The organism is Lactobacillus xujianguonis (genome assembly GCF_004009905.1).
Taxonomy (GTDB): Bacteria; Bacillota; Bacilli; order Lactobacillales; family Lactobacillaceae; genus Lactobacillus; species Lactobacillus xujianguonis.
Window position 1 is genome coordinate 17,574 of the sequence record NZ_ML136882.1, and the last position, 26,425, is coordinate 43,998.

Sequence of the window (26,425 nt, forward strand, 5' to 3'; positions counted from 1 at the left end):
TTTCTATTGTATTTTTACAGTCAATTATATGGATAAAGTCTGATAAAAGATATTTTTATGCTTTTTAGTTAAAAGAACAATAAAATTAGAGCTATCAAGGCAGGTGCCAGTTGAATTAGTAAAATCTTTTTGGTAGCAGTAATTCCGCCAAAGATAGCCACGATCATAATGTAAATCATTAATAAACGTAAGACAATTACTAGGGCAACAGGATGCGGAAAGAGTAAAAAGATGCACGCGAAAATTAAAATGCCCAGCATCAAATTGTAAATTCCTTGGTTGGCTAAAGCTGTTTTAGCCGGTGCTTGACTAGTGAAAGAGCGTGGCATATCAAAAGCCTTTGCTTGTCTGTCGTCGCGACCGAAAATTTCAAATAGCCCAATACCAATGTGCTCAAGAGCAACGATAATAACGACAATTAAACTAATTAAATCTAAACCTAAAATTGGATTTGCTTCCATAATCTTCCTCCAAAAAATAATAATGGTTAATTATAAGCGAGAAAAATTATTTGTAAAGTTATGTTGCGTTTGCAACAATAATCACTATAATTTTGTCTATGAGGTGAATCATGAAGGAAGATGTATTACGCCAGATTGGCACAATTGCTCGGGCACTAGATTCGATTGCTAATATTGAGTTTAAAGATTTGGCTCTTAATCGGGGGCAATATTTATACCTAGTACGTATTTCAGAAAATCCGGACATTATTTCAGATCATTTAGCTAGAATGCTCAGTGTCGATCGCTCAACGGCAGCCCGGAGTATCCAAAAATTGATTAAGCATGGTTTGATCCGAAAAGAGAGTGATCTTGAGAATAAAAAAATTCGCCACTTATTTTTAACGGCCAAAGGCGAAACTTTGGCAGACGTGATTGAACATGAAAATCGTTACTCTAACCAAATGGCATTAAGTGGTTTAAATGAAAAAGAGCAACTAATGTTAAAAGAGTTGCTACAAAAAGTCGAAAATAATGTGAGTGAAAATTGGCTGTTTGTCAAAAATGGTGGAAAGAGGGAATACTAATGGATTATACGATTAAACAAGTTAAACCAGCAGATGTAGCTGAATTACAAAAGATTAGTCGGGAGACTTTTAAAACAACCTTTGATGAATATACCGCTCCTGATGATATGGCCCGTTTTTTGAAAGAAGATTATGAAACTGCAAAATTGCTGCGGGAGATCAATAATCCTAATAGTCGTTTCTTTTTCTTAATGGTGCAAGGTGAAGTGGCAGGGTATTTGAAGTTAAATATCGGGGCTGCACAGACCGAAGATTTAAAGCCAAATGCCTTAGAAGTTGAACGAATTTATTTGCGCCAGAGGTTCCAACATCAAGGCTTGGGATTAGTATTGATTAAACTAGCTGAAAAAATTGCCCGGGAAGAACATTACGATTATATGTGGCTGGGCGTATATGAACATAATCTGGTGGCACAGAAATTTTATGCTAAAGACGGTTTTAAGCGAGTGAGTGAGCACACTTTCCAAGTGGGCAGTGATCCGCAGACTGATTTTTTATTGGTAAAAAAGTTATAACAAAAAACCTGGGAAAAATATTTTTCCCAGGCTTTTTTACCTAATTTACTTAATCGTCGTCATCATCATGTTCAGTTTCAACGACTTGCTTAGAATGTGCATCAATTTTAACATCATGTGACTTAGTCCCATCAGAAACTTTGACGTCCCAGTAAGTTTTGCCGTTGTCTTCTTCTAGGTTCCATTCCTTGCTAGTACCATGAGCATGTTTTTCCGCAATTTTACTTGCTTCTTGCCGGCTGATTACACCATTTAAGTCGATGCCTTTTTCATGACGATCGTCTAAGTCTAAGTGCTCAGAATGAGAGTGGGTGATTTTGCCAGTGTGAGCGTCAATTTCAGCAGTATGCTCTTGCTCTTTACTAAAGCCATCAATTTCGTAAACGTAGCTGTTGCCATATGGCTTTAAGTCGATGCTCTTGATTTGGATTTTGCCAAATTTTTGTTCAAACTTGTTTAAAGCTTCAGTTTGACTTACCTTAATATCAACCGTCTTTAACTTAGTTTTGTTTTCGCCAACCACTTTATCAGTCCGCTTTTCAGCACTTGATTGTTTGCTGGATTGGGTGGTTGTTTCATGGCTACTTTCTTTATTAGAACAAGCAGTTGCTCCTAAGCAAAGCATTGCAGCTAAAGCAGCAGTACTAACTAGTTTAATCGTCTTGGTCTTTTTCATATCTATATCTCAGTCTTTCTTAAAAAATTAGTCGTCAACTTCAACTTTAATTACTTTTTTAGTTAAAGCATTAACTTGGACTTCGTATTCTTTGTGACCCTTCTTAAGGGTAATGTCCCAAACACTCTTATTGCCTTCACGGTCTAAAGTCCATTCAGTTGCTTTGGCACCCTTAGCCCGTTTTTGGGCAATTTTAGTTGCGGTTGAACGAGAAATGGTCTTCTTTAAGTTTAAGCTCTTCTTGTGATCGTCTAACTTTTCACTTTCGGTCCGAATTACTTTCCCAGAGCTGGCGTTAATTTTCATTGAATGTTCTTTACTTTTAGTAAAGCCATCAATTTCGTAAACGTAGCGGCCATTTTCTTTTTCTAAGCTAATTGATTCAATCTTAGCATCCTTGAACTTCTTGGTGAATTTCTTAACTACCGCACTTTGAGAAACTTTAATGCTAGTTGCTTGAACAGTAATAGCAGGACTTTGAGCAATTACTGCACCAGTTCCACCAAGTCCTAATAAGACAACACCAGTAGCGGCAAGCCGCTTAATCATTGATTTTTGCATCTATATCACCTTTCTTAAATAGAAAAATCTGTCATAAATTGATAACTATATTATAACAAAATTGCACACTTTACTAACAAAAAAATAGTTTAAGATGCGTGATCTTAAACTATTCATAATAATTATATTCACCTTTAAAAGTGCCATTTTCAACTTCACGAATGAAGTCAGCTAAGTGCTTGTAGTACACAGCTGGGTTATCGACCATGTGGTGGTGACCGCCATCTGGTGTAGTTACTAAGCGTGAGTTTGGAATTTCCTTTTGCATGATCTTAGCAGTAGAAATCGGCATCGTTTCATTTTCACCGAAGGTCAGCAAAGTAGGAACCTTGATATTCTTCAATTGATCTCTGAAGTGCCAATCCTTTAACTTACCAGTGATAACAAATTCATTGTCACCTTGGAAGGCGTGGTAAACAGCGCTGCCACCAATATCCTTCAAGTGGTAAAGTTTAGAAGGTTGCTTGCGGTCGACAAAGTTGATGTTCAAAATTTGCACGTCATCTTGGTAACGCTTGTTGTCATAATCGTTGTTCTTTTCACATTCGTGCATGAAGTCGATCTCAGTCTGTGGCAGAACTTCTTGTCTTCTTCTATTAACTGAAGCAACGTATTCATCGATTTCATCGACCATTGATGAAATGATTGCACCCTTTAAGTGTTGACCATATTTAACGGCATATTCTTGAACTAAGAGTCCACCCCAAGATTGACCGATGAGATAGAAATTATCAAGGCCGAGTTTTTCACGAACTTCGTCAACTTCATCTAAAAAGTATTCGTAAGTCAAATATTTCTTAGCAACTTCAGGGTCAGAGTAGTCAGGTTGGTCTGAATAAAGAGAACCCAGTTGGTCGTACATCGTAACTTGGACATTAAGCCCCTGCTTTTTAAGTTGTTCTGCTGTGTCTTCCCAGTATTCATGGTTACCGCCAGGACCACCGTGAAGAGCGAGTAAATGAATGTCACCTTCACCTTGGGTGTTAGTCCAAAGATGGTAACTGTTGTCTAAAGTAATGATTTTAGTTCCAGTTTTCATTATTTATTCCTTTCATGATTAAAAAATCAAGGTTAAGTTAATTTTACCACCAGCGTTGAAATTTAGAAAAAGTTAAAATTCTCTTCAAATTTTTAATTAAAGTTTGAGAAATGCAGGATCTTACGCGTATAATGGGAAAAAATACCATGGGGGACGAGAATGAGTTTAAAGTACGCCAAAAAAAGCCGAGTTATCATTTTTGCAATCTTAGCGGCTATTAAAGCCTGCAATGTTGTATTTGTGGCTTATATGATTCAGATCATGTTAAATGTCGCTTCTTCAGGATCACATGATTATTGGCATTTGATTAGACTAGCTCTCTTGACTGCAGTTGGACAGCTAGGTTTTATGACGAGTAATTTTATTTATGAAACTGTGAAAATGGGGATTATTCGTGATGTCAATGTGACTTTTAAAAAGGCAAATTTAACTTATTTGGTTGATCAAGGCGCAAGTGATATCAAGAATGGTCTTTCACTGATGACCAATGATTTGAAGCAGATTGAAACTAATCGAGTTAATGCCCAGCTAGATATGATTCTGCAGGGGCTGACTTTTGTTGGCTCATTAGCTTTTGCTTTTTATTCTTCTTGGCAAATGACTATTGTTTTTATCGTGGCAATGATTGCTCCAGCATTTGTTCAAATTATTACCAGTCCAATTATTACGCGCAAGTCTAATATTTGGGCTAATACCAATGCAGTTTATACGCAAAACGTTTCGGATTCTTTAAATGGGGCTCAATCAGCTAAACTTTATAATGTTCGTTCCAATATTGTGACTAGAGCCGTAGGGGCAGCTCAACGAATGGAAACGGCCTTACGGAATATGTCCTTAACACAAGCCTGGTCACTTGAATTAATCTATTCTGCCGCAGAATTATTCTGCTTCATCGTGCCATGTACAATTGGCGGAATTTTAATGATGCAGGGTCAGCTTAAAGTGGGGACTTTAGTCATGATGGTTGATTTAGCAATGAACTTTATTACGCCAGTTGTGACTTTGTTTAACGAGTTTAACCAAGTTAAATCAACAGTCCCAATGTGGCAAAAGACAGTTAAGGCGCTTAATTATCATGCTCAATATAAGAAGGCTAAGATTGGCGAATTTAGCGGAATGGAAATTAAGGGTTTAACTTATGTTACTCATCATGATCACAAGAAGATCTTTGAAGATGTCAGTTTAACTGTTAAGCCTGGAGAAAAGGTATTGTTAATGGCACCTAGTGGTTGGGGCAAGACCACTTTGCTTAAGCTCATTTTAGGATTGAAAAAGCCCAAAACAGGACAAATTCTTTTAAATGGGAATGAAGTCACTGGAAATTGGGAAGCTGCCCATAATTACTATTCGTATGTTAATCAAAAACCATTTATGTTCGATGATACCTTACGCTTTAATATCACTTTAGGCCGGCAAGTGACTGATGAAAAATTAAAGGAAGTCATTCATGAAGCTGGGCTAGAAGAATTAGTAGCCGAGCAAGGTTTAGATCGCAATATTGGTGAAGATGGAAATGGCCTGTCAGGTGGACAAATTCAGCGAGTGGAAATTGCCCGAGCTCTCTTATCTGGGCGGCCAATTTTATTAGCTGATGAAGCAACTAGTGCACTTGATCCTAGTTTGTCACTAGCCATTCATGAGACCTTACTCAAGAATCCCAAGATTGCGGTGATTGAAGTAGCGCACAAAATTTCACCTGAAGAAAAAGCAATGTTCAATAAGATTGTTCATCTTGATAAACGGACAATTGAAACTAATATGAATTAAAAGAAAAGAAGCAAAGATAAGTTTTTGCTTCTTTTTATATAAATAAATATATTGATTTATAATAAATAGTATTAAAAATAATATATTTTTGCTTGCCGTAAAAGCGTTTTCAGAGTATAATAATATCTGTTGAGACATTGAGTTAATTCAAATCGAGGGAGAGATTCTTATGGCAGAACCAAAATGGTTACAAGAAATGAACCGTGACGAATACATTAAAGAAGATTTCGATGCAGCTGGTAAGTCAGTTGCTGGTACAACTGTTGATGGCATCGACAAGAATGATCCAGATTGGCTTGATAAGGCAGCCAAGAAAGTTAACGCTGCAGAAGGTGATGACTACGTTAAGCTTGATTCAGGTTTGTTAACCGTTAACCAACTTAACTGGATGTTACAAAATACCATTGGTGAATTGACTTTTGTTGATGATAATAACCAATTCTTGTGGTACAACCGTCCAAAGGATCCAAATGCTAAGATGAAAGCTAAGCGGACTCCAGACCAAGTTGGGGACACAATGAAGGCCATTCACCCAGATGTCCGTGATGTTATTCCTAATGCTAAGAAGGTTGTGCACACTCTTCGCACTAAAGAAGGCGGCCACGATGAAGTTTACATGCCAGTGCCAACCGGTAACTTGAAGGAATTAGTTCTTCACTACTACAAGCGGGTTGAAGACGACAAGGGCAATTACATTGGGATTTATGAATGGGTCCAAGACCTTTACCCACTTGTTAAGTACTTCTGCGAAACAACTGGTCAAAAGTTAGTAGTTGATGAAGACGCAACTACTGGTGCAACTTACCGTCGTAATTCTGATCCAGATGCAGCAACTGGTGCTTCAACTAAGGCAGCAGCTGCTGAAGAAGAAAAGAAGGAAGAAAAGCCAGATACCACTACTGGTGCTTCTCACCATTAATATTGAATCGAAAAAATAATTAAAAAAGAAGTTCCTGAAATCAGTTTTCAGGAACTTTTTTCTTCTATTATGCTTAGTTAAGGACAACATAACCTTTTTCTAAATGAAGTCAATTATAAATAATAGTAGTTTTATCATGTTCCTTATTACACTGTGTTTTGGTAAAGCGTAGTATAATTAACTTATTATGCAAGCGTTTTTGAGTAAGGGGGCTTTTATTAATGAAATATGCAGAAAAATCACCAGCCTTATGGCAAGCAATTGACAATGAAGAAAAAAGACAAGAAGAAACCATTGAATTAATTGCTTCAGAAAATATCGTGTCTGACGCTGTCCGCGCAGCTCAAGGATCCATCTTAACTAATAAATATGCGGAAGGTTATCCTGGCAAGCGTTACTACGGTGGTTGTCAATATATTGATCAAGTTGAACAATTGGCGATCGATTACGCTAAAAAATTGTTTAACTGTAATACGCTAACGTCCAACCCCACTCTGGTTCACAAGCTAACATGGCCGTTTATAATGCTCTACTGAAACCAGGTGATAAAATTTTAGGCATGGGTATGGATGCCGGTGGTCACTTGACTCACGGAGCTAAAGTTAACTTTTCAGGGAAAGTTTTCCGTTCATACAGCTATGATCTGAACCCAGATACTGAAGAATTAGATTACGACGCTATTCGCAAGACTGCAGAAGAAATCAAGCCACAATTAATCATTGCTGGGGCTTCTGCTTACAGCCGAGTGATTGACTGGGAGGCCTTCAGAGCAATTGCTGATGACGTAGGTGCTTATTTAATGGTGGATATGGCGCACATTGCCGGTTTAGTGGCAACTGGGGCTCACCCAACACCTTTGCCATATGCCGGATGTGGTGACAACTACAACTCATAAGACTTTAAGAGGTCCACGAGGCGGGATGATTTTATCGAACAACTTAGAATTAGGTAAGAAGATCAATTCTGCTGTTTTCCCTGGTACACAAGGTGGTCCTTTGGAACACGTAATTGCCGCTAAGGCCCAAGCTTTCTATGAAGATTTACAACCACAATTTACAACTTATATTGCCCAAGTGGTGAAGAATGCGGCAGCCATGGCTGATGAATTTACCAAAGAAGATAACAATATTCGTGGCGTTTCTGGCGGAACCGATAATCACTTAATGATCATTGACTTAACAGCAACTGACATTACTGGTAAAGAAGGGCAGAACTTGCTTGATTCCGTGAACATTACCACGAATAAGGAATCAATTCCAGGTGATAAGCGCAGTCCGTTTATTACTAGTGGCTTACGGTTGGGAACGCCAGCCATTACTAGTCGCGGCTTTGATGAAAATGATTGTCGCAAGATCGCTCAAATTATCAGCAACGTTTTGAATCATGCAGATGACCCAACGGCTTTAGAGAAAGCTAAAAAAGAGGTCGCAGCTTTGACGAAAAAGCATCCAATTGAATAAATAGTAAGTGGAAGCTTGGAAAAAATTTCCAAGCTTTTTTCTTAGCTTCTGAACACTTATTTTACTTTTGTTATAATAGGTTAAGTTTATTGAAGGAATGAGAAGAAAAGATGAAACAGAAAAAACTACATCAGATTGGGCTTTTTTCTGCCGTAATGTTGGCCTTGAATTCGCTGATTGGTTCAGGCTGGTTATTTGGCTCCGGCTCAGCTGCTAAAATTGCTGGTCCAGCAGCCATTATTTCATGGATCATTGGGGCGGTAATTATTATTGTCATTGCGCTTAATTATATTGAACTAGGAACCATGTTCCCTGAAAGTGGTGGGATGAGCCGCTATGCGCAATATAGTCATGGCCCCTTACTCGGCTTTATTGCAGCTTGGGCAAATTGGATTTCGTTAATTACTTTAGTGCCGATGGAAGCTGTAGCAGCTGTACAATATATGTCTTCTTGGCCCTGGAAGTGGGCAAATTGGACAAAGAATTTAATGCATGACGGAAATATCACTAATCAAGGTTTACTTACCGTCTTTATCTTTATGCTAATTTTCACGCTGATCAATTATTGGTCGGTCAAACTGATGACGCACTTTACGAACCTGATCTCCGTTTTTAAAATTTTATTGCCAACTTTAACGATCATTACTTTGATCTGTAGTGGTTTTCATGTTAAAAATTTTGGCAGTAACTTACATGAATTCATGCCTTACGGTACGCGATCAATTTTTGAAGCAACTTCAATTTCCGGGATCATCATGTCCTATGATGCTTTCCAAACAATTATTAACATGGGTGGGGAACTGAAGAATCCGCGTAAGAATATTGTTCGTGGCGTGTTAATTTCGATGCTTATTACCGCAGCAATTTATATTTTATTGCAAGTAACCTTCATCGGGGCCATTGAACCAAGTCAACTGGCTAAAGTAGGCTGGCGCGGAATTGACTTTAACTCACCATTTGCAGATATTGCTATTATTTTAGGCATTAATTGGTTAGTAATTTTGCTTTATCTGGATGCCTTTGTCTCTCCATTTGGAACCGGTGTAGCTTTTGTGGCGACTGCTTCACGGGCCTTAGCAGCGATGACGCATACTAAGCGCTTACCGCAGTGGCTTGGTCGATTAAATCAAAAGTACTTGATTCCGCGTTTTGCGATGGTGGTGGACTTTTTCTTAGCAGTCATCTTAGTTAGTGTCTTCCGCAATTGGAACTTACTGGCAACGGTCATTGCAGCTGCGACTTTAATTGCTTATTTGACTGGCCCAGTGACCGTTATTGCTTTAAGAAAAACTAATCCTAAACTTAAGCGGCCTTTTGGTCCAGGCTATATGAAAGTTTTAGCGCCAGTGTCTTTTGTGTTAACCAGTCTAGCAATTTACTGGTCGATGTGGCCAACGACGGTGCAAGTGATTTTAGTTATTGCTTTAGGCTTACCTGTTTATCTTTATTATGAAATTAAGTATCAAAATTCCAATTTAAAAGAGCAACTGCAGCATGCTTGGTGGCTGATTATTTATCTGGTCTTTATGACAGTTATTTCTTATTGCGGCAGCCGCGGCTTTGGCGGACAAGATTGGCTCAAATACCCTTGGGATTTCGTGGTAATTACGATTTGTTCCTTGCTTTTTTTCTACTGGGGAATTAAATCTAGCTTAAAAGAGGTCGATCCCTATGCGGCCAAGGTGAATAGTCGAGTAAGTGATTAAAAACAACTTGAAAAATTCCCTTGAAGATGGTATTCTAATTAACGTTAATCGATTAATCTATGATCTGAAAGATGATCATGGCAAAAGGAGAAATAGATTATGAAACAAGGTATTCATCCAGACTATCAAAAAGTTGTATTCATGGACTCAGCAACTGGTGCTAAGTTCTTGGCAGGTTCAACTATGAAGTCAAACGAAACTGTAGATTACGAAGGTAACACTTACCCATTAATCCGTGTTGAAGTTACTTCAGATTCTCACCCATTCTACACTGGCAAGCAAAAGTTTGCTCAAGCAGATGGTCGAATCGAAAAGTTCAACAAGAAGTACGGCTTGAACAAGTAATACCAACGAATCTAGTGGAAGCAGTCCCATTGGGGCTGCTTCTTTTTGTATTGATCCATTGGCAGATGAAGACAAAGAACGTATAATGGTTGCTGGATAAATTTTGTTTATGGGAGCAAAGAATAAATGAAAATGCAATTGGCTGAAATTGCTAAAGCTTTAGATACTACATGTGAAGGCAATGACAAGATTGAAATTACATCGGTAGCTTTTGATTCACGTAAGATCACTAGTGGTGGGCTATTTGTACCACTTGCTGGTGAACGTGACGGACATGATTTTATTGCAAGTGCAGTAAATAATGGTGCTTCAGCTACTTTATGGCAAAAGGGCCACCCTAATAAGCCAGATGATATCGCAGTTTTAGAAGTTGAGGATCCCTTAACTGCAATGCAAACTTTAGCGCACTATTACTTGCGCAAGGTTAATCCAACCGTAGTGGGCATTACCGGTTCTAACGGTAAGACTACAACCAAGGACATGGTAGCGGCAGTTTTATCTAAACGATTCAATGTTCATAAGACGCAAGCTAATTTCAATAACGAAATTGGAGTGCCAATGACCATTTTGGAAATGAAACCTAATACTGAAATCTTGGTTTTAGAAATGGGTATGGATCGTCCAGGACAACTTCATCATTTAAGTGAATTAACTCATCCCGACGTTGCTGTGATTACGATGATCGGTGAAGCTCACATTGAATTCTTTGGCACGCGCGATAAGATTGCTGATGCCAAGATGGAAATTACCGACTTCTTGCGCGAAGATGGAGAATTCATTTATAACGGGGATGAACCATTACTTGCCGAAAGAGCTAAGAAGATTGAGCAAGCTAAGGCGACTTTTGGTTTTAAAGATAATGATACGGTTTATGCTACTGCCTTTAGAAGTTATAAACATCATGCTACTTTTACGGTTAATAATTCAGAGCAAACTTTCGCCATTCCAATGATCGGTAAACACAATGTTTCTAACGCCATGGCCGCTTTAAGTGTGGGTCGTCATTTTGGTGAAAGTGATGAAGAAATTGCTGTTTCTTTGGCTAACTTTACCCCAACTGCTAACCGGATGGAATGGGAAAAAGGTGATGTGGGCGAAGACATCATGAGTGATGTGTATAACTCTAACCCAACGGCTGTACGGGCAGTTCTGACTAGTTTTGGTCAAATTGAAATGCCAAATGGTGGTCGCCGAATTGCAGTTCTTGGCGATATGCTGGAATTGGGCAAGAAGTCAGCTGAACTTCACCGCGGCTTAGCCGATACCTTAGCCCCACAAGTAATTAATGAAGTTTACTTGTTTGGTAGTGAAATGAAGAACTTGTACAATTCCTTAGAAGACAAGTATGATCAAGCACATTTGCATTATTATGATCAAGATCATATGCAACACATGATTGATGACTTGAAGAATGATATTAAGCCAGATGATATTGTGGTCTTAAAGGGTTCACACGGGATGCATCTGGAAAAAGTCGTCGATCGACTTAGATAATAGGAGAAAAATTTTAGTGAAATTTACGGAATTAGGATTAAACGAAGCGTTACTGAAAGCAATCAAGAGATCAGGATTTGAAGAAGCAACTCCAATTCAAGCTGAAACAATCCCGCTTGCTTTAGCTGGTAAAGATGTAATTGGTCAAGCTCAAACTGGAACAGGTAAGACTGCTGCTTTTGGTTTACCTTTATTACAACAACTGGAAAAGCAGCACAACTCGATTCAAGCGGTCGTGATTGAACCAACGCGAGAATTGGCTATTCAAACGCAAGAAGAGTTGTTCCGCTTGGGCAGAGAAGAAAAGGCCCATGTGCAAGTAGTGTACGGCGGAGCTGATATTGGCCGCCAGATTCGATCATTGAAGCATCATGTGCCTGCCATCTTGGTTGGTACCCCAGGACGTTTACTTGATCACTTAAAACGTAAAACCATTAATCTTGATGAAGTGAAGACCGTTGTCCTTGATGAAGCAGACGAAATGCTTGATATGGGCTTTATTCAAGATATTGAAAGTATTTTGAATTATGCTAAGAACCGCAAGCAAACCTTGCTCTTTAGTGCAACAATGCCCAAGCCAATTTTGCACATTGGTGAAAAGTTCATGAATGATCCAGAAATCGTGCGGATTAAGGCCAAGGAATTAACTGCTGACTTGATTGATCAATACTTTGTTCGAGCAAAAGAATCCGAGAAGTTTGACATTATGTGCCGTTTAATTGACGTTCAAGGTCCAGATTTAGCCTTAGTCTTTGGGCGGACTAAGCGCCGGGTTGATGAATTGACTCATGGTTTACAAGCTCGCGGTTATAATGCTGCCGGTATTCATGGTGACTTGTCACAAGCACGCCGGATGGCAGTCTTGAAGCGGTTTAGAGCTGGTAAGTTAGATATCTTAGTTGCAACAGATGTGGCTGCGCGTGGGCTTGATATTTCTGGCGTAACTCATGTTTATAACTACGATATTCCGCAAGATCCTGACTCTTATGTCCACCGCATTGGCCGTACCGGTCGTGCCGGACAAAACGGAATTTCAGTTACTTTCGTTACGCCAAATGAAATTGGTTATATGCGGACCATTGAACAATTGACTAAGAAAAAGATGAGTCCGCTTCGTCCACCAACAGATGACCAGGCTTTACGTGGTCAATTAAAGCAAGCGCGTGAACAAATTGAAGATTTGCTCAAGGGAGACTTAAGTAAATACGAAGATGACGCTAATGAATTGTTGGAGAATTACTCTGCCTTAGATTTAGTGTCTGCCTTTTTGAAGAATCTAGCTAAAGATTCAACTGCCATTAAGGTTAAGATTACTCCCGAAAAGCCATTACCATTCAAGGGCGATGGCCGTCGGCATCGTCGTGGTGGTAACCGGCGTCATTTTGACCATGGCAAGAAGAACTACCGTCATGGTGGCAAGCGCCGTGAAGGTGGCCGCAGAAATGACCGTGGTCATCGCGGCCGTGGAAATGGTCATGATTTCGTGATTAAGAATAAAAAAGATTAATTTTTTTCATTAATTAGTGAGTTGTAAATTTGCAGCTCCTTTTTTGTACTATAATGTTTTCTTGTGTGAGATGAATCGATGATCAAAGGAATTGGAATTGATAGTGTTGAAGTTGACCGGGTCAAAAAGATTGTAGACCGCGGGGATAGTTTTGCTAAAAAGGTTTTGACACCTAATGAATTTGCCCAGTATAAGAAGATGAAAGGGAAGCGGCAAGTTGAGTATTTAGGCGGTCGTTTTTCACTAAAAGAATCCTTTTCTAAAGCAATGGGAACCGGTCTTGGAAAGTATGTTGTTTTTCAAGATGTGGAAACCTTGTGGGATGAATTTGGTCATCCGGTAACAACTGCCAAAGTATATGATGGCAAGATATTTTCAAGCATCACACATGATAATCACGAAATTATTACCTTAGTAGTGTTGGAGGATAAATAATGATTGCAGGTATTCACCGCCCAGCTGTAGTCCGGGTTAATTTGGGTGCAATTAAAGCAAATATTAGTAATGAAAAAAAGCATTTGCTGCCAGGACAAAAATTGTTTGCTGTGGTCAAAGCTAATGCTTATGGCCATGGAGCAGTAGCAGTGGCTAAAGCCGCAGAAGAAGTTGGAGTTGACGGCTTCTGTGTTGCTATTTTAGATGAAGCTTTAGAATTAAGGCAAGCTGACGTAGTAAAACCAATTTTGGTCTTAGGGGTAGTTTCACCTGAGTATGCTCCATTAGCCGCAGTCAACGACATTTCTTTGACTGTACCTAATTTAGACTGGCTTAAAGAAGCAGAAAAGTTTTTAGAAAAAGAAAACTTACAATTAAAGATTCACTTAGGGATTGATTCAGGCATGGGACGGATTGGCTTCAATGAAGATGAGGAATTCATTGCTGCTAATCACTTCTTAGAAAACGATTCTCATTTCTTCGTGGAAGGGATGTTTGCGCACTTTGCTTCTGCCGACAGTAGTGATGATACTTACTTCAAGCACCAAGTAGCTAAGTTCAAGCACATGGAGAGTTTATTAACTGTTAAACCTAAGTGGATTCATGTGGATAACACCGCTGCAAGCATTTTTAATAAAGATATCCACAGCGACATTGTTCGTTTTGGGATCGGTATTTACGGTTTGAATCCATCTTCTAATCCCAATAGTCCTGATTTAAAATCAGGAATTCTACTCAAGCCAGCCTTGTCTTTTGTCAGTGAATTAACCCATGTAAAGACAATTCATCTCGGCGATGGAGTTGGTTATGGTTCGACCTTTGTAGCGGATGAAGATACTATTATCGGGACGGTGCCAGTTGGCTACGCCGATGGCTGGATTAGAAAGTTCCAAGGCTTCAAGGTTAAAGTGGGCGATGAATATTGCCCAATCGTTGGTCGGGTCTGCATGGATCAATTTATGGTGAAGATGCCTAAAAAGATGCCAGTAGGCACGAAAGTAGTGTTAATTTCTGATGATCCTGTTGCTCCAAATAACATTAAAGCTGCAGCTGATTATGTGGATACCATTCACTACGAAGTTGCTTGTTTATTAAGTGATCGCTTGCCAAGAGAATATTATGAAGAATAAAAAGTCTGGGGAAAAATGATTTTTCCCCAGACTTTTTTGTACATTCTATTCTAGAATTAGTGTTTCTGACCACTTTTGTTATTCTTGTGGATCGTTAATGAAGACACCAGGATTTTCATCACTCATGATTGTAATTCCGGCTTGTAAGTCTTCAATTTCAGCTACAACGTAGCCTTTTCTTTGCAACTTATCCACAACTGTTTTCATGGTTGTGTCGGATACACCGGCAGGCAAGGTGAACAAAGTTCTTCTAACAAAGTCACCACCTAGTTCACCAGCAGCGGCATCCAAAGTCATGACACTAGCCATATTGGTGTATTTAGAAATAATCTTAGACATTTTAACTAAGTTACCACGACCGTTATCAGATAAAACCGTTAAAACGTAGGAACCATTCTTAATGTTCCAAGCATCAGATAACATTCTTAATAAGCTAGCGTGAGTTAAAATTCCGTAGAACTTATTATCTTCATCAAGGACAGAAATGTAAGGTAAGTCCTTAATGTTGAAGAAGACTTTGAAAAATGGTGAGTTAACCTTAATGGTCTTAGTCGCATTCTTCAATAAGTAAGTTACAGGAAGACTCATATCACCGCCTTGGGATTTATGACGGTAAATGTGCATCTTATAAATGTTTCCCCGGAAAATTGTGCCAGTATCATCAAGAATTGGCACACATCTAAAACCTGAGTCTTCAAGGATCTTCAAAGCTTCTTCCAAAGTTGCTTTTTCATTCACTGTTGTCAGGTAATCTTTTTTAAGAACTAAAGATTTGATCAGCATCGGCCTGCCTCCATATACGAAAATATTGTCATAATTATAGCATAAATATTGCCTAAATTAAATCTTAATTAAACTGTAATGAATACTCTCTTTATTTTAGCAATAGTTGAGCCAATAAAAAAGCACCTTCTGTAAAGAAGATGCTTTTTTATTAAAATTCAGGATTATTGACGAACCTTAACGCCAGTTTCCTTGAAGGCCTTGTCCATAACCTTCTTCAATTGATCAGCTGAAGCAGTCATCAATTCTTGTTCTTTGTCAGTCAAAGGCATTTCGATAATTTGTTCAAGACCCTTGCGACCAACAACAGCAGGAGTACCGATATGAAGGTCGTGTAAACCATATTGACCATCCATTGGTACTGAAAGTGGAAGAACACGGTGTTCATCGTTCAAAATTGCCTTAGTAATGAAGGCAGCAGCAGTACCGATACCGTAGAAGGTAGCACCCTTCTTGTTAATGATGTCGTAAGCCATGTTCTTAACTTCTTGGTGCATGTCTTCAAGCTTAGATTCAGGCATGTTGTGAGCCTTAAGCCAGTCAGAAACCTTCACACCACCAACATTGTTGTAGCTCCATACTGGAAATTCAGTATCACCGTGTTCACCAAGCATGTAAGCATTAACTGAACGTGGGTCAACGCCTTCCATTTGGCCGATAACTTTTTGAAGACGACCAGAGTCAAGTGAAGTACCTGAACCGATAACCCGATCCTTAGGGAAGCCTGACATCTTCCAAGTTGCGTGAGTCAAGATGTCAACTGGGTTAGCGATTACTAAGAAGATACCATCAAAACCAGATTCAACAACTGGTTCAACGATTGATGATAAGATCTTCAAGTTCTTGTTAACAAGGTCAAGACGACTTTCACCTGGCTTTTGTGGAGCACCGGCAGTAATTACAACCATGTCAGCGTCTTTAGCGTCTGAGTAGTCAGTTGAGTAGATGTGCTTTGGGAAAGTCCAAGGGGTAGCATCGCCCAAGTCGATAGCGTCACCTTCAGTACGTTCCTTAACGATATCAACGATACCAACTTCTTCAGCGATACCTTGTTGAACTAATGAAAATGCGTAAGTAGAACCTACAGCACCGTCACCAACTAAAATAACTTTACGAGGTTTTTCTTCTCTTGCCATAAATAAAAAATCTCCTTTTATATGTTGTGATTTATTTAACAATTGCATTATACCATGATTTACCCTAACTTGTGCTATTATGGATTGGACTATTTTGTTAATAAGGGGTTTAAAAAGATGAAAATAATTGCAGGTTTAGGTAATCCAGGTAAAAAATATGATCGTACTAAGCACAATACCGGCTTTATGACCATTGACCATTATCTTGATGAAAAAGGTTTGACACTAGATAAGGATAAATTTGAAGGGCACTGGACTAAGCAAAAGATTAATGGTGAAGATGTAATCATTCTTGAACCACAAACTTATATGAATGATTCTGGTCGCTCAATTAGTCAAGTAGCTAATTTCTTTAAAGTCAAGCCTGAAGATGTCTTAGTTGTGCAAGATGATATGGATATGCCAATAGGTAAGATTCGCATCCGGGCAAATGGTAAATCTGGTGGTCATAATGGGATTAAGAGTATTATTCGCGATTTAGGAACCGAAAAGTTTAATCGTTTGAAAATCGGTATTCGTCATCCGCAAAACGCAACTGTTGTTTCTTGGGTTTTAACTCCATTTAATGAAGAACAACAAAAGCTCATGGATGATGCCTTTGCCACTAGTGTCGACATTATCGATGACTTTATCAGTGGTCATGATAGTCAATATTTGATGAATAAATATAATTAAAATGCAATTAACAGAAATTATTGGACAAGATCAAGACTTAAATAATTTTTTTGCGCAAAGCAAAAAAGTCAAAAACTCACTCATCACTGGCGCTAATGCCGGTGCTTTTAGTCTGCTATTAAAGCAATTAGTTCTGCAGACTAAAGTGCCTGTCATTTTAGTGGCTGAAAATGAACATAAGGCGCAGAACTTATACGGGGAATTGAGCAGTATTCTTCCTGATGATGTCGTGCAAATTTTTTCAGTGGATGGGACAATTGCTACGCAAACCATGGTAGCTTCACCAGATGAGTTGAGCAACCGTATCCAGGCTTTGAACTTATTGTTGACAGGTAAACCAGGGATTGTGGTTACCACTCCGCAAGGGCTGCAATATAAGCTCTCTCAGCCAGAAGCTTTTGCTCAAGCTAAGTATGAATTTGCACCAGGAAAGGAATATGAATTAACTAAGTTAAATTCCTGGCTGGTCAAAGCTGGTTATCGCAAAGAGGCCTTGGTAGCGCGACCAGGTGAATTTGCCATTAGAGGGGATATTGTCGATATTTATCCCTTAGATGCCGAAAATCCCATTCGGATGGAATTCTTTGGTGATGAAATTGACACCATCAAGGAATTTGACCTAACCACACAGCGCAGTCAACGAGAAATCGAACAGGTGACAATTTCTTTAGCTTTAGATCGCGTCTTTTCAACTGAAGAAATTGCGGCTGCTGCTCAAGAGATTGCTAAGGACATGCAAGACGCACCAACTGCAGATAAGGATGTTAAAGACCATTTTACTCAGGTCTTAGACGAACTAAATGCTGGCGGTCTACCACAGAACTACGCCTTTTTAGTGGACTATTTAATCAAGAACCCTAGCAGTTTGCTAGATTATTTACCAAAAAATGGGTTACTGTTCTTAAATGATTTACCCCTTATTAAGCAGTCTGTAACAGACGTTGATGAACAAAACGCGGCCTTTATTGCCGACGAGTTAAAGACCGGGGCGATGCTGCCAGAGCAGAAGTTACGTTTCGACTTTGCGCAAGTGATGAAAAAAGACCAACATCATCGCATCTACTTTTCACTGTTTCAACGCAGTATGGGCCGAATTCTCTTGGGCCAAATTTTGAATTGGCAAACGCGTGAACCAGAACAGTTCTTTAGTCAGATGCCCTTGATTAAGTCGAAAATTGAATCAGCCCAAAAAGCTGGGCAAACCGTCATTTTACAAGCTGATAATGAAAAAAGAGCTAAACAGATGGCTCAAACTTTGGCAGATTTTGATCTAGAAGTGCCAGTAGTTGAGCCAGATAATTTGCTAGAAAAACGGACACAGATTGTAGTCGGCGGCTATGTGACCGGCTTCACTTTACCAAGTGTTAACTTAGTTTATTTAACTGAGCGAGAATTGTTTAATAAACGTCCACAGCGCAAAAAGCGAATTAAAACTTTAGAAAATGCCCAGCGCTTGCGGAATTATACTGGGTTAAAACCTGGCGATTATGTAGTGCATGTTAATCACGGGATTGGTCGTTTTGAAGGAATCAAGACCCTTGAAAATAACGGTAAAAAGCGTGACTATATCACTATTACCTACCAGCATGGTGATCAATTATTCGTTCCTGCTGATCAATTAGGACTGGTCCAAAAATATGTAGCTTCAGAAGGTAAACGGCCCCATATTAATAAATTAGGCGGTTCTGAATGGGCTAAAACTAAACGCAAGGTCCAATCAAAGGTTGAAGATATTGCCGATGATTTAATTGAACTTTACGCTAAGCGTGAATCTGAAAAAGGTTTTGCCTTTTCTCCAGACGATGATTTGCAGCGGCAATTTGAAGATGCTTTTCCTTATCCAGAAACCGCCGACCAATTGCGGTCGATTAAGGAAATTAAAGCTGATATGGAAACGCCGAAGCCGATGGATCGTTTGCTTGTCGGGGATGTTGGCTTTGGTAAAACGGAAGTGGCTTTGCGAGCCGCTTTTAAGGCGATTCAAGATAATAAGCAAGTTGCTTTCTTGGTACCAACAACGATTTTGGCCCAGCAACACTATGAGACAATCCAAGATCGATTTAAGGACTTTCCGGTTAACACTGCGATGTTGTCACGTTTTCAAACACCAGCCGAAGCCAAGGAAATTATCGCTGGTTTAAAAGAAGGGAAGATTGATTTAGTCGTCGGAACCCACCGAATTTTATCTGATGATGTCCAGTTTAAAGATCTCGGCTTATTAATCGTCGATGAAGAACAGCGTTTTGGCGTTGAACATAAGGAAAAGCTCAAGCAATTAAAGGCCAATATTGATGTTTTAACTTTGACAGCCACGCCAATTCCGCGGACTTTACACATGTCGATGGTTGGGGTCAGAGATTTATCAGTGATGGAGACACCGCCGCAAAACCGTTATCCAATTCAAACTTATGTCATGGAACAAATTCCAAGTGTAATTAAAGATGCATGTTTACGGGAAATGCAACGTGATGGGCAAGTCTTTTATTTACATAATCGCATCGGTGATATTGATGAGGTGGTTGAACGGCTGCAAAAATTGTTACCGGATGCCCGAATTGCCAGTGCTCATGGCCGGATGAGCCAGAATCAACTGGAAGATATTTTATACCGCTTCTTGAACCGTGAATTTGATATTTTGGTAACAACGACCATTATTGAAACTGGGATTGACATGCCTAACGTCAATACGATGATTATTGAAGATGCCGATCATTACGGCTTAAGCCAGCTTTATCAATTGCGGGGCCGGATCGGTCGTAGTGCGCGTTTAGCATATGCTTACTTCTTATATCAGCCGAATAAAGTCTTAACTGAAGTTGGAGAAAAACGGTTAGATGCAATTCGTGACTTTACAGAGCTGGGTTCAGGTTTTAAAATTGCAATGCGCGACTTATCGATTCGCGGTGCCGGTAATATGCTCGGGGCGCAGCAACACGGCTTTATTGACAGTGTTGGTTATGACCTTTACTCACAGATGTTAAGTGATGCCATTCAAGCACGGAAGGGCAAGAAGAAGGTTAGAAAATCGAATGCAGAAATTGATTTAGGCCTAGAAACTTATATTCCAAGTTCCTATATCGCTGATCAAGAAGAGAAGATTGAATTTTATAAGAAAATCAAAATTGCTAACGACCAAGATGAATTAGCTAAGATTGAAGATGAATTGATCGACCGCTTTGGTGACTATCCTGCAGCGGTTGAAAATTTGTTAGATGTTGCGAGTCTAAAAATTGCGGCTGATTTAGCAGAAGTCTTAACGGTAGTTAAAACTGCTAAGCAAAAGGTGAAAGTTGAATTCAATCCTGCTGCTTCTAAAGAATTAGAAGGGCCGAATATCTTTAAGGCACTAGAGCATGTCAGTTTGAAAGCCCGCATTAGTATGACCCAGCAAAAGCGGATGGTCGTCTTGTTAGAATTGCCAGATGAAATTAATCATCGGGTATTGTTTAATGAATTGAAGACGTTTTTGAATAGTGCAAGTGACATTATTCAGCGTTAATGATTGAGGTAAAAGATGAGAATTGATAAATTTTTAAAAATTTCACGCTTGGTGAAAAGAAGAACCGTCGCTAAAGAAATGGCGGAGCAAGGCCGGATTAAAGTGAATGACCGCGTAGTAAAATCTAGTTACGATGTTAAGCTTGGCGATATTATTGAAGTTGGCTATGGTACGCGTCAAGTTAAAGCTAAGGTATTAGACATTCGCGAAACCACTAAAAAAGCAGAAGCAAGTGAATTGTACGAATTAGTCGACTAATCATGACATTTAATAAGCACGCTGCTATAATAAGATTAGTGTTTTTACAGCAATAGGGGATAAAAATTATGAATGGACCACAGTTATATGATGAAAATAATCCGGTGCAGATTGCTCGCCGGCGTGAAGAAAAATTAAAGCGAATTCAAGAAGCACAAGTTCGCCAAATTCATCGCCGTCGCCGGACTACGATTTTAGCAGTTTTTGCAATTATCTTTGTATTTTTGGGTGTGCAAATTGGCATTAAGCTTTCACAAGAAAGTCGCTTAAATCAGCAAGTACAAACTTCCAAAACTTCATTGACTAAATTAAAACATGAGCATCAGAAATTAAAGGCTAAGCGTAATAATTTGAAAGATCCAGATTATGTCGCTAAGTTAATTCGCTCAAAATTCTATTATTCTAAGGCAAACGAAAAGATTTATCACGTACCTGAAGGAAACGATAACTAATGAAATATCAAGTTGGTGATCGAGTTACTGGCGAGATTAATAATATTACTGACTTAGGCATTTTTGTAACTTTGCCCGGTCATCGCTCAGGGTTAATTCATCATAGTGATTTTGGTAATGATTGGCTACGGCAACGTAATATGCACCGCGTTCATGAAAAAGTGCGGGTCGTGGTGGTTCACACGTATAAAGGTCGCTTAGGACTTTCCTTAATGTGGGTGAATGATCCTGAATTAGTTGACCAGCATAACCGCTTTTCCAAGGTTAAGCTAGATAAATTTGAAGCAGTTTTAACCGATGTGGTCAAAGAATCGCAAACTGAGATTAAGAAATTACAAGAAACTTTACATGAAAATTAATGTGAGTGGGAAGAAACTACTCGAGAAATAGCCGAGATAGTGTAGAACTAAATTAAAGCACGTAGTGCTTAATTTATGTTCGTAACTATAGTCGGCTATTTCTGTTTCTGACCACGATAATTCTGGAATGGAGAATGCAAAAAAGGTCGGAAAAAATGAATTTAAATACTTTTTTTAAAGAAAAAAACTTACCTTTAACAGGTAAGACCTTAGTAGTGGCGGCTAGTGGCGGCCCAGATTCAATGGCCTTAGTTGATCTATTAGTGCAGTTAAAGAAAAAACGAGCTTTTCGGTTAATAGTCGCCCATTTTGATCATCAATTGCGTGCTGATAGTCAGGAAGAGACTGCTTTACTTAAAGCATATTGTCAAAAGCAGGGCTTACTACTGAAAAATGGTAGCTGGGATCGTGACTTACAGCCAGAAACCGGTATTGAAGCAGCAGCTCGGACAGTGCGATATCAGTTTTTAATTAAAGTGATGAAGGAAGTGAAGGGAGATTATCTCTTAACGGCTCATCACGGGAATGATTTACTAGAAAATATTCTTCTGAAATTCATTCGCTCTGGTAATCCAGAGGAGATGAATAGTCTGCAAGCCGTCGGCCAGATGCAAGGCTATCCTTTGCTTCGACCTTTATTAGGCTATGCCAAATCTGATTTACTAGCTTATGATCAAGAACATCATTTGCGCTTTATTGAAGACAGCACTAATTTTGAGGATGAAACTTTACGTAATCGACTGCGCCATTATCTTGTTCCACTGCTGAAAAAAGAAAATTCCCACATTTTAAATAATGCGCATCGCTTTAGCCAAGAAACTCAGCTCTTAGTTCAGCTAAGTCAAAAAGAATTAGCGCACTTGCCAGCGCCAAAGTTGGTTCTTAATTATTTTTATCGTTGGAATAAGGCAGATTTGGCCGCTTTAAGTGAAACTCAACGTCTATATTATTGGCAACAATTTATTTGGAAAAAATGGCAGCGCCGGGTTGGTCCAGAATTAAATGGCTTTAGCTTGTTGGCTTATCAAAATTATTATTATTTGTGGCAGCATAATTTGCCACAACTGGAATCACGGCAAAGCATTAAGCCTGGTCAAATTTTTACTTTTCGCCAGCAACAATTTATTTTGACGCTCAATCAGCAAGAAAATGGGGAAAGAGTCGGAGATTTTTGGTCCAATGAAAGTAACTTTAAAGTAGGGTCTTTGCCAACTGGAACTAAGTTGCTATTAAAAAATGGTCAGCATGTCAAGGCTAAGAAAATGTTTGCGGCAGCGGGCATTCCTTTGTTTTTGCGGCCATTTTGTTTAACTGTTTTTAATGCTGAAGAAGCGGCAATTTTTGTTGAAAAAGCTTATCAAGATCAAACTTGGCAAGCTGATAATAAACATTACTATCTCTACCTTTTAAAAAAAGTGTAAGAATAGCTAAAAGATTAGAGTGATAGCCTTTTTTGTGTTACACTTTTAATCGTATATCTTTTAGAAACTTTGCGGAGGTTTTTTATGAAGAATAACCGGAATCGGCTGTTATCAAATGGCCTGTTCTATATAGTTGTGTTCCTTCTACTCCTATGGGGAATCAACTGGGCTCTAGGCGGTTCTAACAATTCTGGTAGCACGCAAAATATTAGCTACTCTCAATTTGTGAAGGATTTACGTCAAGGCAAAGTTAAAAACTTTAGTGTGCAACCTGCAAATGGTGTTTACTCTGTTTCAGGTAGTTACAAGAAAGCACAAAAAACAAAGAGTCAATCAAATAATAATAGCTTTGACTTTTTCAATGGCAGCTCAAGTCGTGAAGTAACACGCTTTTCAACGACGATGCTCCAAAATGATTCCAGTGTTTCGGCAGTACAAGACTTAGCCCAAAAGAATAATGCTAGAATGACGACCCAAGGAGAATCACAATCAGGCAATTGGATTTCAACAATTGTGATGCTTGTACCGACTATTTTGTTTATCGTCATGCTTTGGATGATGATGAGCCAAAGTGGTACGGGACGTGGTAATGGCGGCATTATGAACTTCGGTCGCTCTCACGTTAAGCCAGAAGATCCTGCTAAGAACAAGGTTCGTTTCTCTGATGTAGCCGGAGAAGAAGAAGAAAAGCAAGAATTAGTTGAAGTTGTTGAATTTTTAAAGAATCCAGCAAAATATACTAAATTAGGTGCCAGAATTCCATCTGGGGTTTTACTTGAGGGTCCTCCTGGTACTGGTAAGACTTTACTTGCACGAGCAGTCGCAGGTGAAGCTAACGTACCATTCTACTCAATTTCAGGATCTGACTTTGTGGAAATGTTCGTTGGTGTTGGTGCTAGTCGTGTACGTGACTTATTTACTAACGCTAAGAAGAATGCGCCAAGTATTATCTTTATCGATGAAATTGATGCCATTGGTCGTCGACGCGGTAATGGCATGGGTGGTGGTAACGATGAACGTGAACAAACCTTGAACCAATTATTGGTTGAAATGGATGGGTTTGAAGGCGATGAAGGTGTCATCGTTATTGCTGCTACTAACCGTTCTGATGTGTTGGACCCAGCTTTGCTTCGTCCAGGACGTTTTGACCGTAAAGTTTTAGTTGGTCGGCCTGACGTGCGTGGTCGTGAAGCAATTTTGAAGGTTCATGCCCGTAACAAGCCATTAGCACCTGATGTTGACTTAAAGGAAGTTGCCCGTCAAACTCCTGGTTTTGTAGGTGCGGACTTAGCTAACGTCTTAAATGAAGCTGCTTTGGTAGCTGCTCGCCGGAATGGTACTGAAATCACTGCCTCGGATATTGATGAAGCGGAAGACCGAGTAATTGCTGGTCCAGCTAAGAAAGACCGTCTGATTTCTGAAAAGGAAAGACGGCGGGTTGCTTTCCACGAAGCTGGTCACTCAATCTGTGGTTTAGTATTAAGTGATTCAAGAACTGTGCGAAAGGTAACCATTGTGCCTCGTGGTCGTGCCGGTGGGTACAACATTATGCTTCCTAAAGATGACCAATTCATTTTGACCAAGAAACAATTATTTGAACAAATTGTTGGTTTAATGGGTGGTCGTGCTGGTGAAGAAGCAACCATTGGCGACAAGTCAACAGGTGCATCTAACGACTTTGAACAAGCTACCCAAATTGCTCACAGTATGGTCGTTAACTACGGAATGACTGAATCATTGGGGATGGTTGAGCTTGAAAAAGAAGGCGAAGCTAACCCATATGGTATGAAGCCATACAGTGAAGCTACTGCCGCTAAGATTGATGAAGCAGTTAAGAAGATCTTAGATGAAGCTCATGCCAAGGCACTTGAGATCGTCAAGGATAATCGTGAAAAGCACCAAATTATTGCTGAAGCGTTACTTAAGTACGAAACTTTGAACGAAAAGCAAATCTTGTCATTATTCAAGACTGGTAAAATGCCAGAAAAGAATGAAGAAGAATACCCAAGTGAGTCTAAAGCTTCAACTTATGAAGAAGCTAAGGCTGCTGCTGAAAAACGTGAAGTTGAAAAGGCAGAAAAGAAGGATTCTGAACAAGCAATTGCTAAGCAAGAAGAAGATGCTTTAGACACTCCATCAGAAAAGAATCATGAAGTTGAAGAGAATAATCCAGAAAATCCTGAAAAGCAGGATGATCCTACTCCTTCAACTAATGATACAGATGAGCATTCAGATAACTAAAGAAAAATGGGGCCTGTAACGGGCTCTATTTTTTTAGAGAGAAGGATCGATATGAACGATTATTTAGTAAAAGCAATTGATAAGACAAAAAACTTACGCTTATTGACGGTGACTGCCAAAGATTTAGTCAGCGAAGCCCAACAAAGACATGATACTTGGTCAGCTTCTTCTGCTGTCTTAGGTCGGACCTTGGTTGGTAGTTTATTACTAGCTGGGGCTGAATTAACTGATAAAGAAGAATTAACAGTGCGCTTATTAGGTAATGGTCCGGTAGGCCCAACTATTGTTACTGCGCAAGCAGACTTGACCGTTAAAGGCTATGTGAAGAATCCGCATATTGCCTTGCCACCTAAAAAAGATGGGCACATTGATGTTAAGCAGGCTGTGGGTCAAGGCTGGTTTGAAGTAACTAAAGATTTAGGTTTAAAGGAACCATACACTGGTCAAGTACCAATTGTTTCTGGTGAAATTGCTGAAGACTTTGCCTATTATTTAACTAAATCTGAACAAATTCCTTCTGCAGTTGGTTTATCAGTCTTTGTTAACCCAAATAATACTATTGGTGAAGCTGGTGGGTTTATGTTACAAGCTTTGCCTGGTGCCAGTGATGAGTTAATTACACGGACGATTAAGCGGATTAAAGAATTGCCAGCTTTGTCAACTTCCTTCTTAGACGGAATGACACCAGAAGATTTGGCGCGGAAGATTTTAGGCACGGATTGTAAACTACTAGAAAAAGATAATGTAGCTTATAAGTGTGATTGTTCTAAAGAAAAATATGCTGGCATCTTGGAAACTTTGAAGACTTCGCAATTGCAAGCAATGATTAATGAAGATCACGGTGCAGAGCTGACTTGCAGCTTTTGCGGGAATAAATATCATTACACTGAAGATGAATTAAAAGATATTTTAGCCAAGAAGAATGCCGAAAAAGATTATTAATTGACAAAAATAAGGCCCTCTGGTTTGCCCTTAGGGGCTTTTTTGTTACAATATTGGAGTATTTGAAAGGATGATTTG

General features: G+C 39.3%; 24 protein-coding genes and 1 pseudogene. 19 read left to right on the plus strand and 6 right to left on the minus strand.

Features of this window, described 5'->3' with window-relative positions; genetic code table 11:
• Positions 1–68: 68 nt before the first annotated feature.
• Positions 69–461, minus strand: a complete 393-nt coding sequence (locus EJK17_RS06080) for a DUF1304 domain-containing protein (protein WP_103660875.1) — start codon at positions 459–461, stop codon at positions 69–71.
• Between the two features lie 110 nt (positions 462–571).
• Between EJK17_RS06080 and EJK17_RS06085 the strand changes: the two genes are divergently transcribed.
• Together EJK17_RS06085 and EJK17_RS06090 are read left to right on the plus strand one after the other, a co-directional pair.
• Positions 572–1,027 (plus strand): MarR family winged helix-turn-helix transcriptional regulator, encoded by a 456-nt coding sequence (locus tag EJK17_RS06085; protein ID WP_127796283.1) that lies wholly within the window; start codon positions 572–574, stop codon positions 1,025–1,027.
• On the plus strand, positions 1,027–1,542 hold the full coding sequence (locus tag EJK17_RS06090; protein WP_103660873.1) for a GNAT family N-acetyltransferase: 516 nt from the start codon (positions 1,027–1,029) through the stop codon (positions 1,540–1,542). Before EJK17_RS06085 ends, EJK17_RS06090 begins: the two co-directional genes overlap by 1 nt.
• Positions 1,543–1,591: 49 nt before the next feature.
• On the opposite strand, the gene EJK17_RS06095 is transcribed toward EJK17_RS06090, so the two are convergent.
• From EJK17_RS06095 to EJK17_RS06105, 3 genes are all read right to left on the minus strand, one after another.
• Positions 1,592–2,218, minus strand: a complete 627-nt coding sequence (locus tag EJK17_RS06095) for a PepSY domain-containing protein (protein WP_103660872.1) — start codon at positions 2,216–2,218, stop codon at positions 1,592–1,594.
• Between the two features lie 27 nt (positions 2,219–2,245).
• On the minus strand, positions 2,246–2,779 hold the full coding sequence (locus EJK17_RS06100) for a PepSY domain-containing protein (protein ID WP_103660871.1): 534 nt from the start codon (positions 2,777–2,779) through the stop codon (positions 2,246–2,248).
• 109 nt (positions 2,780–2,888) lie between these two features.
• Positions 2,889–3,818, minus strand: a complete 930-nt coding sequence (locus EJK17_RS06105) for a prolyl aminopeptidase (RefSeq protein ID WP_103660870.1) — start codon at positions 3,816–3,818, stop codon at positions 2,889–2,891.
• A gap of 159 nt (positions 3,819–3,977) precedes the next feature.
• Here EJK17_RS06105 and EJK17_RS06110 point away from each other — a divergent pair, with 159 nt between their 5' ends.
• The 9 genes and pseudogenes from EJK17_RS06110 to alr all read left to right on the plus strand — a co-directional run bounded on the left by EJK17_RS06110 (position 3,978) and on the right by alr (position 14,581).
• Complete coding sequence (locus EJK17_RS06110) at positions 3,978–5,585, plus strand: ATP-binding cassette domain-containing protein (protein ID WP_103660869.1); 1,608 nt, start codon at positions 3,978–3,980, stop codon at positions 5,583–5,585.
• Positions 5,586–5,754: 169 nt separating this feature from the next.
• Complete coding sequence (locus EJK17_RS06115) at positions 5,755–6,504, plus strand: PAS domain-containing protein (protein WP_103660868.1); 750 nt, start codon at positions 5,755–5,757, stop codon at positions 6,502–6,504.
• A 221-nt stretch (positions 6,505–6,725) separates the two neighbouring features.
• Positions 6,726–7,964: pseudogene (glyA, locus tag EJK17_RS06120) on the plus strand (serine hydroxymethyltransferase).
• Positions 7,965–8,074: 110 nt separating this feature from the next.
• Positions 8,075–9,670: an APC family permease gene (locus tag EJK17_RS06125; protein WP_103660867.1), complete on the plus strand. Its 1,596-nt coding sequence runs from the start codon at positions 8,075–8,077 to the stop codon at positions 9,668–9,670.
• A 99-nt stretch (positions 9,671–9,769) separates the two neighbouring features.
• On the plus strand, positions 9,770–10,015 hold the full coding sequence (locus EJK17_RS06130; RefSeq protein ID WP_103660866.1) for a type B 50S ribosomal protein L31: 246 nt from the start codon (positions 9,770–9,772) through the stop codon (positions 10,013–10,015).
• A 126-nt stretch (positions 10,016–10,141) separates the two neighbouring features.
• A complete protein-coding gene (locus tag EJK17_RS06135) occupies positions 10,142–11,509 on the plus strand; it encodes a UDP-N-acetylmuramoyl-tripeptide--D-alanyl-D-alanine ligase (RefSeq protein WP_103660865.1) in 1,368 nt (455 codons plus the stop codon).
• A 16-nt stretch (positions 11,510–11,525) separates the two neighbouring features.
• The gene (gene cshA / locus EJK17_RS06140; protein WP_103660864.1) at positions 11,526–13,016 is read left to right on the plus strand and encodes a degradosome RNA helicase CshA; all 1,491 of its coding nucleotides are present in this window, start codon (positions 11,526–11,528) and stop codon (positions 13,014–13,016) included.
• A gap of 78 nt (positions 13,017–13,094) precedes the next feature.
• On the plus strand, positions 13,095–13,451 hold the full coding sequence (acpS, locus tag EJK17_RS06145; RefSeq protein WP_103660863.1) for a holo-ACP synthase: 357 nt from the start codon (positions 13,095–13,097) through the stop codon (positions 13,449–13,451).
• Entirely contained in the window at positions 13,451–14,581 is a 1,131-nt protein-coding gene (gene alr, locus EJK17_RS06150; protein ID WP_103660862.1) for an alanine racemase, read from the plus strand. Before acpS ends, alr begins: the two co-directional genes overlap by 1 nt.
• 78 nt (positions 14,582–14,659) lie before the next feature.
• On the opposite strand, the gene cbpA is transcribed toward alr, so the two are convergent.
• Positions 14,660–15,364, minus strand: a complete 705-nt coding sequence (gene cbpA / locus EJK17_RS06155; RefSeq protein WP_103660861.1) for a cyclic di-AMP binding protein CbpA — start codon at positions 15,362–15,364, stop codon at positions 14,660–14,662.
• 164 nt (positions 15,365–15,528) lie between these two features.
• Entirely contained in the window at positions 15,529–16,500 is a 972-nt protein-coding gene (locus EJK17_RS06160; protein WP_103660860.1) for an L-lactate dehydrogenase, read from the minus strand.
• A gap of 117 nt (positions 16,501–16,617) precedes the next feature.
• Between EJK17_RS06160 and pth the strand changes: the two genes are divergently transcribed.
• The 8 genes from pth to hslO all read left to right on the plus strand — a co-directional run bounded on the left by pth (position 16,618) and on the right by hslO (position 26,347).
• Positions 16,618–17,175, plus strand: coding sequence for an aminoacyl-tRNA hydrolase (gene pth / locus EJK17_RS06165; protein WP_103660859.1), 558 nt, complete (start codon positions 16,618–16,620; stop codon positions 17,173–17,175).
• A 1-nt stretch (position 17,176) separates the two neighbouring features.
• Positions 17,177–20,674 carry a transcription-repair coupling factor gene (mfd, locus tag EJK17_RS06170; RefSeq protein WP_127796284.1) on the plus strand — a complete coding sequence of 1,166 codons (3,498 nt, stop codon included), beginning with the start codon at positions 17,177–17,179 and terminating at the stop codon, positions 20,672–20,674.
• A gap of 15 nt (positions 20,675–20,689) precedes the next feature.
• Positions 20,690–20,932: an RNA-binding S4 domain-containing protein gene (locus EJK17_RS06175; protein WP_103660857.1), complete on the plus strand. Its 243-nt coding sequence runs from the start codon at positions 20,690–20,692 to the stop codon at positions 20,930–20,932.
• 65 nt (positions 20,933–20,997) lie between these two features.
• Positions 20,998–21,384, plus strand: a complete 387-nt coding sequence (locus EJK17_RS06180) for an FtsB family cell division protein (RefSeq protein WP_168180747.1) — start codon at positions 20,998–21,000, stop codon at positions 21,382–21,384.
• A complete protein-coding gene (locus tag EJK17_RS06185; RefSeq protein ID WP_103660855.1) occupies positions 21,384–21,743 on the plus strand; it encodes a S1 RNA-binding domain-containing protein in 360 nt (119 codons plus the stop codon). The genes EJK17_RS06180 and EJK17_RS06185 overlap by 1 nt, the downstream gene beginning before the upstream one ends.
• Positions 21,744–21,898: 155 nt before the next feature.
• Entirely contained in the window at positions 21,899–23,164 is a 1,266-nt protein-coding gene (gene tilS / locus EJK17_RS06190; RefSeq protein WP_127796285.1) for a tRNA lysidine(34) synthetase TilS, read from the plus strand.
• 84 nt (positions 23,165–23,248) lie between these two features.
• Positions 23,249–25,405, plus strand: a complete 2,157-nt coding sequence (ftsH, locus tag EJK17_RS06195; RefSeq protein WP_103660853.1) for an ATP-dependent zinc metalloprotease FtsH — start codon at positions 23,249–23,251, stop codon at positions 25,403–25,405.
• Between the two features lie 51 nt (positions 25,406–25,456).
• A complete protein-coding gene (gene hslO / locus EJK17_RS06200; RefSeq protein WP_103660852.1) occupies positions 25,457–26,347 on the plus strand; it encodes an Hsp33 family molecular chaperone HslO in 891 nt (296 codons plus the stop codon).
• Positions 26,348–26,425 lie beyond the last annotated feature (78 nt).

Excerpts from the sequence above, each read along its gene's own strand:
- mfd (WP_127796284.1), top strand. The coding sequence starts at position 17,177 with ATGCAATTAACAGAAATTATTGGACAAGATCAAGACTTAAATAATTTT.
- alr (WP_103660862.1), top strand. The coding sequence starts at position 13,451 with ATGATTGCAGGTATTCACCGCCCAGCTGTAGTCCGGGTTAATTTGGGT.
- EJK17_RS06130 (WP_103660866.1), top strand. The coding sequence starts at position 9,770 with ATGAAACAAGGTATTCATCCAGACTATCAAAAAGTTGTATTCATGGAC.
- EJK17_RS06085 (WP_127796283.1), top strand. The coding sequence starts at position 572 with ATGAAGGAAGATGTATTACGCCAGATTGGCACAATTGCTCGGGCACTA.
- ftsH (WP_103660853.1), top strand. The coding sequence starts at position 23,249 with ATGAAGAATAACCGGAATCGGCTGTTATCAAATGGCCTGTTCTATATA.
- EJK17_RS06175 (WP_103660857.1), top strand. The coding sequence starts at position 20,690 with ATGAGAATTGATAAATTTTTAAAAATTTCACGCTTGGTGAAAAGAAGA.
- EJK17_RS06095 (WP_103660872.1), bottom strand. The coding sequence starts at position 2,218 with ATGAAAAAGACCAAGACGATTAAACTAGTTAGTACTGCTGCTTTAGCT.
- EJK17_RS06185 (WP_103660855.1), top strand. The coding sequence starts at position 21,384 with ATGAAATATCAAGTTGGTGATCGAGTTACTGGCGAGATTAATAATATT.
- EJK17_RS06115 (WP_103660868.1), top strand. The coding sequence starts at position 5,755 with ATGGCAGAACCAAAATGGTTACAAGAAATGAACCGTGACGAATACATT.
- EJK17_RS06125 (WP_103660867.1), top strand. The coding sequence starts at position 8,075 with ATGAAACAGAAAAAACTACATCAGATTGGGCTTTTTTCTGCCGTAATG.
- EJK17_RS06160 (WP_103660860.1), bottom strand. The coding sequence starts at position 16,500 with ATGGCAAGAGAAGAAAAACCTCGTAAAGTTATTTTAGTTGGTGACGGT.
- acpS (WP_103660863.1), top strand. The coding sequence starts at position 13,095 with ATGATCAAAGGAATTGGAATTGATAGTGTTGAAGTTGACCGGGTCAAA.
- hslO (WP_103660852.1), top strand. The coding sequence starts at position 25,457 with ATGAACGATTATTTAGTAAAAGCAATTGATAAGACAAAAAACTTACGC.
- EJK17_RS06090 (WP_103660873.1), top strand. The coding sequence starts at position 1,027 with ATGGATTATACGATTAAACAAGTTAAACCAGCAGATGTAGCTGAATTA.
- cbpA (WP_103660861.1), bottom strand. The coding sequence starts at position 15,364 with ATGCTGATCAAATCTTTAGTTCTTAAAAAAGATTACCTGACAACAGTG.
- EJK17_RS06105 (WP_103660870.1), bottom strand. The coding sequence starts at position 3,818 with ATGAAAACTGGAACTAAAATCATTACTTTAGACAACAGTTACCATCTT.
- pth (WP_103660859.1), top strand. The coding sequence starts at position 16,618 with ATGAAAATAATTGCAGGTTTAGGTAATCCAGGTAAAAAATATGATCGT.
- tilS (WP_127796285.1), top strand. The coding sequence starts at position 21,899 with ATGAATTTAAATACTTTTTTTAAAGAAAAAAACTTACCTTTAACAGGT.
- EJK17_RS06100 (WP_103660871.1), bottom strand. The coding sequence starts at position 2,779 with ATGCAAAAATCAATGATTAAGCGGCTTGCCGCTACTGGTGTTGTCTTA.
- EJK17_RS06080 (WP_103660875.1), bottom strand. The coding sequence starts at position 461 with ATGGAAGCAAATCCAATTTTAGGTTTAGATTTAATTAGTTTAATTGTC.
- EJK17_RS06135 (WP_103660865.1), top strand. The coding sequence starts at position 10,142 with ATGAAAATGCAATTGGCTGAAATTGCTAAAGCTTTAGATACTACATGT.
- EJK17_RS06110 (WP_103660869.1), top strand. The coding sequence starts at position 3,978 with ATGAGTTTAAAGTACGCCAAAAAAAGCCGAGTTATCATTTTTGCAATC.